Here is a 14,144-nt window from a genome sequence, read left to right on the forward strand (position 1 = left end):
GGCCGGAGAATCCGGGGAGCGGGGGGGACGAAGTGCAGGCCGAACGGGCTTCGCAGCGCTGGGTGGTGTGGCGGCAGGACGACAACGGCAACCGGTACGAGGTGCGCCGGTGCGACACCCGTGCGGAGGCCGAGCAGCTGGCCGCCGAGATGGAGGCGCGCGGCCACAAGCAGCTCTACTGGGTCGCCCCGCTCTGATCAGCGCAGGTCGATCGGCTGCAGGCCGACCCGCACCAGCCTGATCCGGCCGGACAGATCCCGGGCGAGCACCGGCGCCCCCTTGGCACCGGCCGGGCGCACCTCGAACATCACGTTGCGCTCGTGCACGTCGGAGTAGCGCCGCCGGTAGCGCTCGTAGCGGCCGCCGAGCACCAGCCGCAGGTATCCGGTGAGCAGCCCGTCGAGGCGGCTGCGCCGGTCCGGCCGCCACGGGAAACGCGCCCACTCGTGGCCGTGCACCCACTGCCGTGCCTTGACCAGGCCGGTGAACCGCAGCCCCACGGTCGCCCGCGCCGACTTGGGCACCCCGGCCAGGCCGGGCACGCGGTGGTCGCCGAAGTAGGCCCCGCCCACGAAGCGCCCGTTGAGGTACGTGCGCTCGTCGATGACCTCCAGCACGAACATGCGCCCGTCGCCGTCGCGTACGCCGAAGCAGGCCTTCTCCTCGCCCGCGCCCAGGTAGGCGCACCGCCACGCCGGGTCGGGGAAGCGCAGCAGGCGCCCGTCGTAGACCGCCTGCCGGATCTGCGCCGTGTGCGCCGCGGCCAGCCCGCCGGCCGCTACCACCTCCAGCAGCTCCCCGTCGAAGTCGACCAGCACCGCCACCTCCCATGTGTACCGCCACTGTGCCTCGTGGCCGCCGATCCTGCCGCCCCGGCGGGGTGACACGGGTGACCAGGGCCGCCCGAGTGCGTCCAGCTCGCGCGATGCCGCCCGCGATCGGCAGGTTCGGCGGGCGGTGTCGCGAGCGTGCGGGCGGCCGGGCGAACGCCTAGGCTGTGGCGCATGCAGCAGCTCACGGCAGGCCTGACGGCGAAGGTGCAGTTGACGGTGAGTGACGCGGACACGGCGCAGGCGCTGGGCTCGGGCGACGTCGGAGTGCTGGGCACGCCGCGGGTGGTCGCGCTGGCGGAGGCGGCCACGGTCGCGGCGACCGCGCGGGTGCTGGAATCCGGGCAGACCACGGTCGGGACGCGTGTCGAGCTGGATCACCGGTCGGCGACGCCGGTAGGCCGTACCGTGGTGGCGGAGGCGCTGCTGACGAAGGTCGACGGCCGCAAGCTCACCTTCGAGGTGACCGTGCGCGACGGCGAGACCGTCGCGGCGGAGGGTCGGGTGGAGCGGGTCCTGGTGGACCGGCACCGCTTCGTGGAGAAGGCGACTACGTCATGACCGAGTTCACCGAGCTTGCCGACGGGGTGTTCGTGCTGGTGTACCCGTACCTGCGGGTGAACTGCACGCTGATCACCGGGCAGACCGGCGCGCTGCTGGTGGACACCCTGTCCACCGGGTCCCAGGCCCGGGAGCTGCAGGAAGCCGTGCTACGGGTCACCACCAAGCCGCTGGGCATCGTGAACACGCACTTCCACTTCGACCACTGCTTCGGCAACGCGACCCTGGCCGGGCCCGCGACCCCCATCTGGGGCCACCGCGAGTGCGTGCGCGAGTTGCGCGAGCACGGCCACGAGTGGCAGCGCTCCTGGGAGCAGGAACTGCTGGCCGACGACGAGCGGATCGCCCGCGAGCTGGGCCGGGTCGTGCTGCGCGCGCCGGACAGGCCCGTCGAGCGCGAGGACCTGATCGACATCGGCGGGCGGCAGGTGCGCCTGTCCTGGCACGGCCGCGGCCACACCGCCGGCGACCTGGTGGTACGCGTGGACGACGTGCTCATCGCCGGGGACCTGGTCGAGGAGGGCGCCCCGCCGGGGTTCGCCGACTCCTTCCCGCTGGACTGGCCGGAGACGCTGCTCGCGCTGTCGCGCACGGCCGGGCCGGACACCGTCGTGGTGCCCGGCCACGGCGAGATCGTCGACGCGGAGTTCCTGACCATCGCCCACGACGAGCTGGCCGCTCTCGACTGGCTGATCCGCGACGCCCACGGCGACAGCGGCGACGTGGCCAAGGTGGCCGCCGCCAGCTCGCTGGCCCGCTGGGGCGAGGCCGGGCTACGCGAGGCCGAGCACGCGGTCCGGCGCGGCTACGCCCAGCTGGACGCGGCCACGCCGAACACCATCGGCTAGCTCAGCTGATCGCGTATCCGCGCTTGAGCAGCTGATACGCGTCGCCCTGGAAGCCCTTGTCGTCCGGGATCGCGAAGTCGACCGCGTCGGCGACCCGGTTGATGGTGCAGAAGATCGCGCAGACGTGCACCACATCGCGCACCCCCTGCTCGGTGACGCCCTCGGCGTACGCCGCCTCGACCAGCTCCGGGCCGACCTCGTCCGGGCGCAGGGTGAGCACCTCCAGCAGCGCGAACGCTGCCCGCAGCGACGGCCGCAGCGGGGCGGTGCGCCAGTCGTCGAGCACCGCGGCGGTGACCTCCGGCCCGAGCGTCGCGTCGGCGACCGCGCCGTGGCTGCCCGCGCAGAAGCGGCAGTGGTTGAGGTTCGACACGAAGGTCGCCATCAGCTCGCGCTCGCCGATGCTCCACTCGGAGGGCCCGCGCAGCACCCGGTGCACCCAGGCGGTGAAGGGCTCGCCGAAGAACTCCCGGCGGTAGTGCAGCATCTTGAGGATGTCGGCCGGCGGACGCCCGCTGGCGATCCTGATCATCTTCAGTTTGACCCGGTCGCTGAAGCGCCAGGACCGACCCAGGCTAGGCAGCCGCATGCCGGGTCACCTCCGCCTGAGCGGCAGCGAGCGCCGCCGCCGACGGGACGGGCACCGCCCGCACGGCCGGGGCCTGCTCGCCGGACGAGCGCTGCTGCGCCTGCGCGATCGCGGCGAGTCCCGCGTCCAGCCGCCGCTGCCCGGCGCCCAGCGCCACGGCCACGGTCAGCTCGTATACCTGGTCCTCCGACCAGCCCACCGCCAGCAGCTCGCGCACCTGCTCGTCGGTGCTGCGCCAGGCGTGCTCGCGCATCGTGTCCACGTAGCCGCGCAACTCGTGCGAGACCTCGTCGAGTTTCGCGTGCGCGACGACGTGGCGCACCCGCGACGGCGTCGATCCGGGGCCGTCGAGCACCGCGTGGCGCAGTACGGCGAAAAGGTTTTCGGGCACGGTGTCGTCGTCGTCTGGTACGAGGGGCACGAAGGCACCTTAGGCCGCGGCGGCCTTCTCCGCTAGATCCAACCAGCCCGGTGCGTCCCACGGCACACCGCTGAAACCCAACGCTGCCTGCAGATTCGGTAACGTCGGCGTGAACGGCAGTCCGATCAGGATGTCCGCGGGCCCGTCCGCGCGCGGGCGGGAGTCCGGGTCGTCGCAGATCAGGATCGACACCGCCGGGCCGCACGCCAGCAGCACCGCGCCCCGGCCCAGGGCGCGCAGCCGCCGCGCCGCCCGCAACGGCGGGACCGCGCCGTGCCGAGCGAGCACGTCGGCGCTGCTCAGCACGGTCAGGTCGGCGTCGCGGCCGAACTCCTCGGCCACGTCCCACAGCCAGGGCAGCGCGCTGTCCGGCAGGGCCGCGACGTCGGCGTGCAGCAGCCGCGGGGGCCCCGGCACCCGCCAGAGCCCCCGGGCGGCCACGAGCGCGTCGGGTCTCAGCAGGGACGAGACTTGCACCAGGACCGGCTGCGCCATCCCGCCTCCCCTGACGGCTCCACCGGCCCCGACCTGCGGTGTCGCACCTGGACGGTGTGACACGGCGGACGCGGGCACGGCGTGGGTTGTCAGAGCAAGCATGGCACGGACGTAACGGTCAGGAAACCATCGAGCCGACGACGGGTTTCGTCAGCAGGGCGGATTCGTTGCGTCCCACGCCTGGATCCAGGGTGCGGGCGACGAAGATGGAGTGCCAGACGCAGAAGACCAGCACCGTCCAGATCTTGCGGGAGTTGTCCGCGCCCCCGGCCCGGTGCTCCTTGAGCAGACCGTCCACATAGGTCAGGTCGAGCAGGTCGTCGGCGCCGGAGGTGTGCAGGATCTCCCGGGCCCAGTCGTACATCTCGCCGGCCAGCCAGACCCGGGTCGGGGTCGGGAAGCCCAGCTTCGGGCGGTTGACGATGGCGGGCGGCACGACCTGCTCCAGCGCCTTGCGCATGGCGTACTTCGTGGCGTTGGAGCGCGGCGGCACCTTGAGCTCCAGGGGGATCTTCGAGGCGACCGCGAACACCTCGCGGTCCAGGAACGGCACCCGCAGTTCCAGCGAGTGCGCCATGGACATGCGGTCGGCCTTGACCAGCACGTCGCCGCGCAGCCAGGTGTGGATGTCGACGTACTGCATGGTGGCCACGTCGTCGAGGCCGTCGGCGGCCGCCTCGGCGTACAGCGGCGCGGTGACGTCGGTGAACCGGGCCGCCGCCTCGACCGACTCGCGGCGGCGCAGCAGGCGGCGGATCTCGGCGTCCTCGGTGAAGATCCGCGAGTTGCCGGAGAAGCGCTCGGTCAGCGGGGTGGTGCCCCGTTCCAGGTAGCTCTTGCCGCGCATGCCCCGCGGGATCGCCTTGGAGACCGCCCGCAGGCCGCGCTGGAACGAGTGCGGCAGCCGGGTCAGCGGGGCCAGCGACAGCGGCTCGCGGTAGATGCCGTACCCGCCGAAGAACTCGTCCGCGCCCTCGCCGGACAGCACCACGGTCACGTGCTTCGCGGCGGTCTGCGCCACGTGGTAGAGCGGGACCAGGGACGGGTCGGCGACCGGGTCGTCGAGGTGCCAGACGATGCGCGGCAGCGCCTCCATCATCTCCCGCGCGCCGATCTTGGTGGGGATGGTGGTGACGTCCAGGTGCCGGGCCGACTCCTGGGCCACGTCGATCTCGGAGTAGCCGGGCACGTCGAAGCCGACGGTGAAGGTCAGGATGTTCGGGTTCCACTCCCGGGCCAGCGCCACGACGGCGGTGGAGTCGATGCCGCTGGACAGGAACGCGCCGACCGGCACGTCGGAGCGCATGTGCAGCCGTACGCTCTCCCGCAGCGTCTCGTGGATCTGCGCGAACAGGCGCTTCGGGTCGTCGATCGACAGCCGGGGCCGCAGCACCGGCCGGAACCAGCGGCGCTTGGTCAGCTCCCCGCCGGTGCGCTCGCCGGCCGGGCCGGGCCGCCAGGTCAGGCACTCCCCGGAGCCGATGCGCTCGATGCCGTGGTGCAGCGTGTGCGGCTCCGGCACGTACTGGAAGGTCAGCAGGTGCGACAGCTGCACCGGGTCGATGCCGGCGTTGCCCGCGGCGGCGCTGGGCGCGAACGGCAGCAGCGCCTTCTTCTCGCTGGCCAGGAACAGCCCGTCCACGGTCTGCAGGTAGTGCAGGGGCTTGATGCCGAACGCGTCGCGCGCGCCGAAGGCCAGCCGCTCCTGCCGGTCCCAGATCACGAAGGCGAACATGCCCCGCAGCCGGTCCAGCACCGCCTCGCCCCAGTAGTGGTATCCCGCCACGATGACCTCACCGTCACCCTGCGTGGCGAACTTCGCGCCGTACTCGTCGATCAGCTCCTGGCGCAGCTCCAGGTAGTTGTAGATCTCCCCGTTGAAGGTGAGCAGGTAGCGGGCCTCGGCGGAGTCGGCGCTGTCGGGGCCGGGCGGCGACCAGGGCAGCGGCTCCTTGGAGAACTCGACGTCGATGATCGCCAGCCGCTTGTGCGCGAAGATCGCGTCGGTGTCGACGACGTCCAGCCCGGTGTCGTCGGGGCCCCGGTGGTGCAGCCGTTCCAGGGCCTCGCCAAGGGGGCCCGAGTACGCATCAACCGTGCCCTGACTACTGAAAAAGGCCAAAAGTCCACACACGTGGGCAATCATGCCAGCTACCAGCGGGCGATAGGCTCGGAACACACGAAGACCATGCTCGGAGGCGGCAATATGACTGAAGAGAAGAAGGGCACCGAGTCGCACGACCCTGCGTACCCGGAGAAGTTCCTGCAGTTCATGCGCACCGGATGGAGCGACACCGAGCTCCCGGTGACCCTGCGGGCGGAGGCCCCGAACCACGCCAAGCGGCGCGCGGCGCTGTCCGCGGCGTTCCCCGGCGAGACGCTGGTGATCCCGTCCGGGCACGAGATGGTGCGGGCCAACGACACCGACTTCCCGTACCGCCCGGGCAGCGATTTCGTCTACCTGACCGGCGAGCACGACCCGGAGAGCGTGCTGGTCCTGCGCCCCAACGGCTCAGGCCACGACGCCGTGCTGTACGTGCGCCCCCGCTCGCCACGCGACACCGACGAGTTCTTCAAGGACCGCCGCTACGGCGAGCTGTGGATCGGCCGCCGCCACACGCTGCGCGAGAAGTCCGCCGAGCTGGGCGTCGAGACCGCCCACCTGGACACGCTGCCCGACGTGCTCAACGACCTCGCCCCGGGCCGCACCCGGGTGCTGCGCGGCCTCGACCCGCACGTCGACGGCCTGGTCCGGCCGACGAACCCGGAGCGCGACCGCGAGCTGGCCTGGACCATCTCCGAGATGAAGCTCGTCAAGGACGAGTGGGAGATCGCCCAGCTGCAGGACGCGATCGACGCCACCGTGCGCGGCTTCGAGGACGTGGCTCGGATCATCCCGGCCGACCGGCCGGTCTCCGAGCGCCTCATCGACGGCGTGTTCGGCCTGCGCGCCCGCCACGACGGCAACACCGTCGGGTACAGCTCGATCGTCGGCGCGGGCCGCAACGCGACCGTGCTGCACTGGATCCGCAACGACGGCCGGACGACCCCGGGCGAGCTGCTGCTGCTGGACATGGGCGTGGAGAACCGCAACCTCTACACCGCCGACGTGACCCGAACCCTGCCGGTCAGCGGCACGTTCACCCCGCTGCAGCGCCAGGTGTACGACATCGTGCACGCCTCGCAGCAGGCCGGCATGGACTTCATCAAGCCGGGCGTGAAGTTCGCCGACGTGCACACCACCTGCATGCGGGTGCTCGCCGAGGGCCTGCACGACCTGGGCATCCTCCCGGTCAGCGTCGAAGAGGCGATGTCCAAGGAGTCGACCATCTACCGCCGGTGGACCCTGCACGGCTTCGGCCACATGCTCGGCATCGACGTGCACGACTGCGCCCACGCCCGGCACGAGGCGTACAAGGACGGCGCGCTCGACGAGGGCTACGTCCTCACCGTCGAGCCCGGCCTGTACTTCCAGCCCGAGGACGAACTGGTCCCCGCCGAACTCCGCGGCGTCGGCATCCGCATCGAGGACGACGTCCTGGTCACCAAGACCGGCGCCGTCAACCTCTCCGCCGGCCTCCCCCGCACCTCCACCGAGGTCGAAACCTGGCTCGCCACCCAACGCGAGGCCGGCCCCCGCCTCCCCGGCTGACCCCCCGAAACGAGTCGATCATGAACTTATGGCACGGCTCGACGGCGTGTCATGGGAACAACTTCATGATCGAGGAAAGCACGGCAAAGGGCGGGCATCCCCCACGGGGCGCCCGCCCTTTGCCGTGAGAGTGGGCGGCGAGTGCGGCAGCCCGCCCGCACACGTGTTCCGATCATGGCCGTAACCTGGTCAGAAGCTTCGCGTTGGAGCACATCGGACGGCCAATACACACGCCGACCTGCGCGGGGCGGGTCATCGCCCGGCGTGAACGGTCCGTCCGGGGGTGAGCGATGCTCGCGAGGAGTGAAGACTTCCAGGGCCGCCGCACGTGGGTGCGTACGCTGGCGACCGGATTGATGGTCGCCGCCGGACTGGTGGCGGGCGGCCTGGCCGGGCCGACCACGGCCGATGCGCTGGCCCCTGACGACGTGGCGAGCGCCGCCCAGCGGGCCGCGGCCCTGGTGACCTGCGCGACCGCCACGCCGACCCGGGTCGGCACCAACGGCGCCGACTACCTCGTCGGCACCCCGGGTCCCGATGTGATCTTCGGCCTGGGCGGCAACGACTACATCGACGGCCGTGGCGGCGACGACCTGCTCTGCGGCAACGCGGGCGCGGACTACCTCGTCGGCGGCGACGGCACGGACACCCTCGAAGGGGCCGACGGCAACGACTACCTGCGCGGCGACGCCGGCAGCGACGTCCTGATCGGCGGGAACGGCGAGGACTACCTGCTCGGCGGGGGCGGCAACGACAACCAGTTCGGCGGGGCCAACAACGACCTGCTCAACGGCGGCGACGGCACGAACACCAACGACGGCGGCACGGGCACCGACACGTGCATCCGCCCGTCCATCGGCCCCGGCTGCCCCTGACCCGGCCCTGACCAGCTCCATCACGGCTCACGCCGCACCAGGGCGATAGGAAGGGCACCTTCTACAACGCATAGCGATGTGAAGGTGCCCTTCCTTGCTCGGGGCGGCCGTGCGTGGCGGGCCGCCCCCTTTGTGTCACTTCGTGACGAAGACCGTCACGGTACGGGCGGGCACGGTGAAGGCGCCCGTGGAGGAGGTGTACGCGGACTGGCGGACCAGTGGGTCGGCCGAGGCGGCCAGGACCGGGTGCAGGCCCAGGCGTGCGTTCTTCAGGGATGCGACGGTCTGGGTGGTGCTGGACGTGGTGGCGTTGAAGACCACCACGACCGTCTTGCCGTCCTTCTTGATCACCATCGTGATCACGCCCGGGGTCTCGGCGGCCCCGGACAGCGGGAACGACACCGCCTGCTGCACCTCGGCCTGCGTACGCAGGGAGAACAGCGGGCTGGACGCGCGGACCCGCAGCAGCTCCGCGAACCGGTCCCCGGCCAGGCCGATCGCCTCGCACGTCGGCACCAGCGCCGGGTCCGCGAGCAGCGGCTTGGCGTACGCCCACTTGCTCTCGTTGTCCGCAGCCGGGGGCAGGCCGAGCCCGAACCCGTTGCCGCTCGCGCAGTCCCAGCGGATGGCGTTGAACCAGTCGCCGGAGTTGTACGAGTTACGGTCCAGCGACTTGCTGCGCAGCAGGTCAGAGCCCGCGGTGACGAACCCGGTGCCCTGGCTGAGCACCACCGTAGACAGCGCCAGCACCTGCATCCGCGCCCGGTCCAGCGCCGGGGTGGCCGCGGGCAGCTTGTACGCCAGCGCGTCGAACAGGATCTCGTTGTCGTGCGCGTCGACGTACGTGATCGCCTCCGCCGGGGCCTTGGTGTACCCGGCCGGCGCGCCGTTGTAGTCCACCTCCGCGCCGCTGACCTGGTTGCCCGCCGAGTCCGTGAAGGTGAACCCGGCCAGGTTGCCGGTCAGGCCGACCTTGATCTGGTCCTGCTGGTGCAGCAGCCGGGCCTTCTGCTCGGCGGCCGTGCCGTTGACCGCGTCGCCGTTCGGGTCAGTGAACAGCCCGGACGCGAAGCCCTGCAGCCGCGGGTTGCCGTCGAACGGGCCGCCGCCGCGTACGGCGTCGCGCAGCCGGTCGTTGAACGTGGCGATGCCGGTGCCCGCCATGTTCGCCTGGGTGGCCTGCTCGAACCGGGCGTCGTTCGCGACCTCGCCGAAGTTCCAGCCCTCGCCGTAGAGCAGGATCGCCTTGCCGTCCACGCCGTCCTTGGCCAGGGTGAGCTTGTCCAGTGCCGCGCGGACGTCGAGCAGGTTCTGCTTCGGGTGGTGGCCCATCAGATCGAACCGGAACCCGTCCACCCGGTACGTCTTCGCCCAGGTGACGAGCGAGTCGACGACCAGCTTGCCCATCATCGCGTGTTCGGGCGCGGTGTTGGCGCAGCAGGTGGAGGTGGCCACGGCCCCGTCCTCCAGCAGGCGGTGGTAGTAGCCGGGCACGATCCGGTCCAGCACCGACTTCGGGTCGTCGCCGGCGGCCGAGGTGTGGTTGTAGACGACGTCCAGCACCACCCGCAGCCCGGCCCGGTGGATGCCGTCCACCATGGACTGGAACTCCACGTTGCGGGCCTTGCCCTCGGGCTCGGTCGCGTAGCCGCCCTCGGGCACCGTGTAGTGCAGCGGGTCGTAGCCCCAGTTGTAGCCGTCGGTCGCGGCGACCCCCGCCACGCAGGCCTGCTGCTGGGACGAGTCCCGGGGCAGCGACGGCAGGTCGCAGGCGGGCTGCTGCTGGTCGGTCCGCTTCTCGGGGATCGTCGCGAAGTCGAACACCGGCAGCAGGTGCAGGTGCGAGACCCCGGCGTCGGCCAGCGACTTCAGGTGCCGCATACCCGCGGTCCGCGGGTCGGTGAAGGCGGCGTACGTACCGCGCTTGTCCTGCGGCACCGTCGAGTCCGCGACCGAGAAGTCGCGCACCGACAGCTCCTGGATCTGCGCCCGGCCCGTGTAGGACGGGGCCTTCACCGCCGCGCCGGGCAGCTTCGCCACGTCGATCAGCTGGCCGTGCGTCGAGTTCGCCGACAGCGCGACGGCGTACGGGTCCGTCACCGACGCCGTGACGACCTGCGCCTTGGCGGGCTGCCACACGCTGACCCGGAACCGGTAGTACCTACCGGTCCAGTCACTCGACCCGGTCACCTTCCACACGCCGGTGTTGTCGTCGCGCAGCATCGACACGGTCCGCGGCGTCGCCGACGGGCTGTCGAACAGCTCCAGCTGCACGTCCTTCGCCGTCGGGGCCCACAGCGCGAGGCTGGGCCTCCCCTTGGCGAACACCGGGCCCAGCGCCGCCTTGGCCGCGCCGGAGTAGACGTCGTCGAGTGCTCCCGGAATCTGCACCCCTGTCGCCGACAGCAGCTTGCCCTCGTGGTCGCTCTCGGTCACCACGAGCTGCCCGCGCAGCGCGTTCTTGATGCTCGCGAGGGTGGCGTTCACGTCGAACGCGCCGTACGCCCACAGGTGCGGGAACTTCTGGCGCTGCGCCTCGGACAGGCCGCCGGACGCGGACAGCCGGATCTTAGTGAAGTCGCCGGCCAGCGCGCCGTCCACCACGGACAGCCCGCCGTTCGGGGCGACGACCAGGTCGTACACCTTGCCGTCGGGGTCGTGCTTGTTCCACGCGATGGTGCCGCGGTCCAGCCAGTGGGCGTACGACTTGCTCAGGTCGATGTCCAGCGCCGCGCCCTTGACCGACGGCCGCAGGTAGGCCTGCTGCCCGGACAGGATCCAGGCCTCGTTGCCGAACGTCGCGAAGTCCAGCCGCTGGTCGCTCGGCAGGTCCTTCTCGTCGCCCTTGTGGATGATGTAGTTCACCCCGGTCGCGCCGTCCACCAGCGGGATGCGCCAGTACGCGCCGAACGCGTCCGTGCCGGTCGGTTGCATCGGGCTGCCCCACTCGACCGGATTCGCGTTGCCGTCCCACAGGTGCAGGCCCCAGCCGGCATAGTTCCCGTCGGCCCGGCGGTAGTGCAGCACCGCGGTCTTCTCGGCGGCGGCCCGGGTCGGGTGCACGGTCGCGTCGCCGGACGCGATCCACGCCTCGCCGACACCCATGTCCATGGCGAGGTCGGCGTTCGGGTCCTTCTCGTCGCCCCGGTGCACGATGAAGTTCACCGGCTTGGTCGCGTCGCCGACGGGCACACTCCAGTGTGCGCCGAAAGCGTCCGTGCCGTCCGGCTGGCGCGGGCTCGACCAGTCCGTGCCCGCTCCGGCGGCCAGGCCGTCACCCCACAGGTGCAGGCCCCAGCCGGGGTAGCTCGCGTCGGCCCGGCGGTAGTGCATGTCCACCTTGCCGGTCGCGGCGGCACGGGAGGGGTAGATCGTCGCGTCGCCCGATTTCAGCCAGATCTCCCCGACCCGGCTCGGGTCGACGCTGCGGTCGGCCTCGACGTCCTTGCTACCCGAGCCGTTGACCACGAGAAACCCGACGTTCGTCGCGCCCGGCTTGACCTTCACCCAGGCGAAGCGCCCGTACGAGTCCTCTCCCGCGAACGGCTGCCCCTGCGGCCACGGGTGCTGCATCGAACCGTCGACGTCACCCCAGGTGTACAGCCCCCACGGGTCGTAGTCGCCGTCGCCGCGCTGGTAGTGCACCAGCACGTACTCGCGCTGCGCGGCCTGCGCGGGCGAGGCCACGGTGATGGCGCTGGTCGTGGACGCGGTGCGGCCCGCGCCGTCGCGGACGACGGCCTTGTAGGTGACGGCCGTGCCACCGGCCAGGCCGGTCAGGTCGTGGAACACGGTGTGCTCGCCGACCGCCTTCGAGGTGCCGAGCAGCTTCCACGGGCCGTCGCCGACCTGCGCCGCGAACGTGACCGTGGCGAGCGGGTCGCCGGTGACCTGGGCGGTGACGGCGGCGCGGGTGGCGACCTCCGCGCCCGAACCCGGGGCGGTGATGGTGATCTGCGGGTCGCCGGCGCTCGGCAGCGCCCGGTCGGCGCGCAGCACGATGCTGGACAGCGCGGGCACGGTGATCGTCACCTTGCCGTCCGCCCCGGCCGTCGGGCCGTTGCCCGCAGCGGGGTAGAGCTGCCCGAACACGGCGCTCGCGGTGGCGGTGTCCACGGTGACGGTCTTCGGGGCGGTGCCGCTGTTCGACGCCACCAGGTACTCGAAGCGCTGCGCCGGGTCGATGCGGGAGAAGGCGAACACGCCGTCGCCCGCGTGCCGGGTCACCTGCACGCCGTCGCGCAGCGCCGGGTGCGCCTTGCGCAGCGCGCCCAGCTCGGCGATCGCGCGGTAGAGCGGGTGCACGGTGTCGAACTGGTCGGCCGCGTGGGTGCGGTCGGTGCCGAGCAGGTCGTCGTCGAGGTAGTCGGCGACCTGGCTGGCGAACATGTCCTGCCGGGCGTCCTTGTCCCCGCCGTTGCCGGTGAAGCCCTGCTCGTCGCCCGAGTAGACGACCGGCTGGCCGCGGGTCAGGAACATGAGCTCGTGGGCGAGCCGGTCGCGCTGGAGGGCGACCGTGGCGTCAGCCTCGACGTTGCTGATGAACGTGCCGATGCGGCCCATGTCGTGGTTGCCGAGGAAGGTCGGCAGCGTGGACGCGTCGGTGCCGGGTGAGGTGTACAGGCCGTCGGCGGCGTACAGGTCGCCCAGGCCCTGGCCGGAGCCGCCGGTGACGAAGCCCTGCGCGGCGGCCTGGAAGCCGAAGTCGAGCGTGGCCTGCAGGCGGCCCTGCCGCACGTAACTCGACATGATGTTCGGGTCGGCCGAGTAGACCTCGCCGAACATGAAGAAGTCGGGCTTGCCGGCCTTGCGGGCGTCGACCGCGATGCCCTGGCTGAACTGCGGCCAGAACTCCATGTTCACGTGCTTGGCGGTGTCCAGGCGGAAGCCGTCCACGCCGGTGGACTCGATCCAGTCCGAGTAGACCTTGGTCATGCCGCGGACCACCTCGGGCCGCTCGGTCCACAGGTCGTCGAGGCCGAAGAAGTCGCCGTAGGTGCTGTTCTCGCCGGAGAAGGTGGAGTCGCCCCGGTTGTGGTACATCGTCGGGTCGTTCAGCCAGGCGGGCGTCTTGGCCTTGGCGTCGGCAGCGCTCTTGAAGACCGGGGTGTACGGCATCGACGAGCGGTCCGTCTTGGGGAACCCGCTCTTTCCATCGGCGTAGTTGACGTCTTCGAACGCCCGCCCCGCGGTGTCGGTGTACGGGCTGGTCTTCTTGTCCACGTACGAGTACTGGTTCTCCTCGTACGCGATGACGTCGGCGGTGTGGTTCACGATGACGTCGAGGTAGATCTTGATGCCGCGCTGGTGTGCGAGCTTGACCAGCTTCTTCAGGTCCGCGTTGGTGCCGAAGTGCGGGTCGACCTGGGTGAAGTCGGTGATCCAGTAGCCGTGGTAGCCGGCCGAGGCGTCCGCGCCGGTCCCCTGCACCGGGCGGTTCTGGAACACCGGGGCGAGCCAGATCGCGGTGGTGCCCAGGCCTTCGATGTAGTCGAGCTTGTCCATCAGGCCGGCCAGGTCGCCGCCGTGGTAGAAGCCCTTGTCGGTCTTGTCCAGGCCGGTCTTGAGCCGGTCGCCGGACAGCCCGCCCTTGTCGTTGCGGGTGTCGCCGTTGGCGAAGCGGTCCGGCAGCACGAAGTAGAACTGCTCCGCCTGGCGGCGCGGCGTGCCGGCCGCGGCGAGCGCCGCCGCCGCGGGCTCGTCGGCCCAGTAGGTGTCACCGGCCTGCACCCACTGCGCGGGGCCGCCGCCGGTCAGCGAGCGGATCACCACGAATGGGGCCACGGCCAGCACCACCGCCAGCAGTCCGATGAGGAGGGTCCGGGGGTTTCTCAACTCTTTGCGAAGTGCCGCGGGGCGCACGAGGGCGCGTA

At 71.4% G+C, this 14,144-nt stretch carries 11 protein-coding genes; 5 read left to right on the forward strand and 6 right to left on the reverse strand.

Annotated features, from left to right (window positions below; genetic code table 11):
- The first annotated feature begins 32 nt into the window (after window positions 1–32).
- Window positions 33–197 carry a hypothetical protein gene (locus ACFQO7_RS01510; protein ID WP_376804623.1) on the forward strand — a complete coding sequence of 55 codons (165 nt, stop codon included), beginning with the start codon at window positions 33–35 and terminating at the stop codon, window positions 195–197.
- Here the strand turns inward: ACFQO7_RS01510 and ACFQO7_RS01515 are convergent, their stop codons facing one another.
- Window positions 198–824, reverse strand: a complete 627-nt coding sequence (locus ACFQO7_RS01515) for a hypothetical protein (RefSeq protein WP_376804624.1) — start codon at window positions 822–824, stop codon at window positions 198–200.
- A 180-nt stretch (window positions 825–1,004) separates the two neighbouring features.
- Here ACFQO7_RS01515 and ACFQO7_RS01520 point away from each other — a divergent pair, with 180 nt between their 5' ends.
- Entirely contained in the window at window positions 1,005–1,391 is a 387-nt protein-coding gene (locus ACFQO7_RS01520; RefSeq protein ID WP_360529073.1) for a thioesterase family protein, read from the forward strand.
- Window positions 1,388–2,239 (forward strand): MBL fold metallo-hydrolase, encoded by an 852-nt coding sequence (locus ACFQO7_RS01525; protein WP_376804625.1) that lies wholly within the window; start codon window positions 1,388–1,390, stop codon window positions 2,237–2,239. Before ACFQO7_RS01520 ends, ACFQO7_RS01525 begins: the two co-directional genes overlap by 4 nt.
- A gap of 1 nt (window position 2,240) precedes the next feature.
- On the opposite strand, the gene ACFQO7_RS01530 is transcribed toward ACFQO7_RS01525, so the two are convergent.
- The 4 genes from ACFQO7_RS01530 to asnB form a co-directional block, all read right to left on the reverse strand.
- On the reverse strand, window positions 2,241–2,828 hold the full coding sequence (locus ACFQO7_RS01530) for a carboxymuconolactone decarboxylase family protein (RefSeq protein ID WP_376804626.1): 588 nt from the start codon (window positions 2,826–2,828) through the stop codon (window positions 2,241–2,243).
- Window positions 2,815–3,249: a hypothetical protein gene (locus ACFQO7_RS01535; RefSeq protein WP_376804627.1), complete on the reverse strand. Its 435-nt coding sequence runs from the start codon at window positions 3,247–3,249 to the stop codon at window positions 2,815–2,817. Before ACFQO7_RS01535 ends, ACFQO7_RS01530 begins: the two co-directional genes overlap by 14 nt.
- Window positions 3,250–3,258: 9 nt before the next feature.
- Window positions 3,259–3,744 (reverse strand): hypothetical protein, encoded by a 486-nt coding sequence (locus tag ACFQO7_RS01540; RefSeq protein ID WP_376804628.1) that lies wholly within the window; start codon window positions 3,742–3,744, stop codon window positions 3,259–3,261.
- Window positions 3,745–3,862: 118 nt separating this feature from the next.
- Window positions 3,863–5,878: an asparagine synthase (glutamine-hydrolyzing) gene (gene asnB / locus ACFQO7_RS01545; RefSeq protein ID WP_361039433.1), complete on the reverse strand. Its 2,016-nt coding sequence runs from the start codon at window positions 5,876–5,878 to the stop codon at window positions 3,863–3,865.
- Window positions 5,879–5,950: 72 nt separating this feature from the next.
- Between asnB and ACFQO7_RS01550 the strand changes: the two genes are divergently transcribed.
- Together ACFQO7_RS01550 and ACFQO7_RS01555 are read left to right on the forward strand one after the other, a co-directional pair.
- Window positions 5,951–7,396 carry an aminopeptidase P family protein gene (locus ACFQO7_RS01550; RefSeq protein ID WP_376804629.1) on the forward strand — a complete coding sequence of 482 codons (1,446 nt, stop codon included), beginning with the start codon at window positions 5,951–5,953 and terminating at the stop codon, window positions 7,394–7,396.
- Window positions 7,397–7,686: 290 nt separating this feature from the next.
- Window positions 7,687–8,271 carry a calcium-binding protein gene (locus tag ACFQO7_RS01555; protein WP_376804630.1) on the forward strand — a complete coding sequence of 195 codons (585 nt, stop codon included), beginning with the start codon at window positions 7,687–7,689 and terminating at the stop codon, window positions 8,269–8,271.
- Window positions 8,272–8,406: 135 nt separating this feature from the next.
- Here ACFQO7_RS01555 and pulA read toward each other — a convergent pair whose 3' ends face one another.
- On the reverse strand, window positions 8,407–14,106 hold the full coding sequence (gene pulA, locus ACFQO7_RS01560; RefSeq protein WP_417281889.1) for a pullulanase-type alpha-1,6-glucosidase: 5,700 nt from the start codon (window positions 14,104–14,106) through the stop codon (window positions 8,407–8,409).
- Window positions 14,107–14,144: the final 38 nt, after the last annotated feature.

The sequence above is a fragment of the Catellatospora aurea genome (assembly GCF_042663325.1).
GTDB lineage: Bacteria > Actinomycetota > Actinomycetes > Mycobacteriales > Micromonosporaceae > Catellatospora > Catellatospora aurea.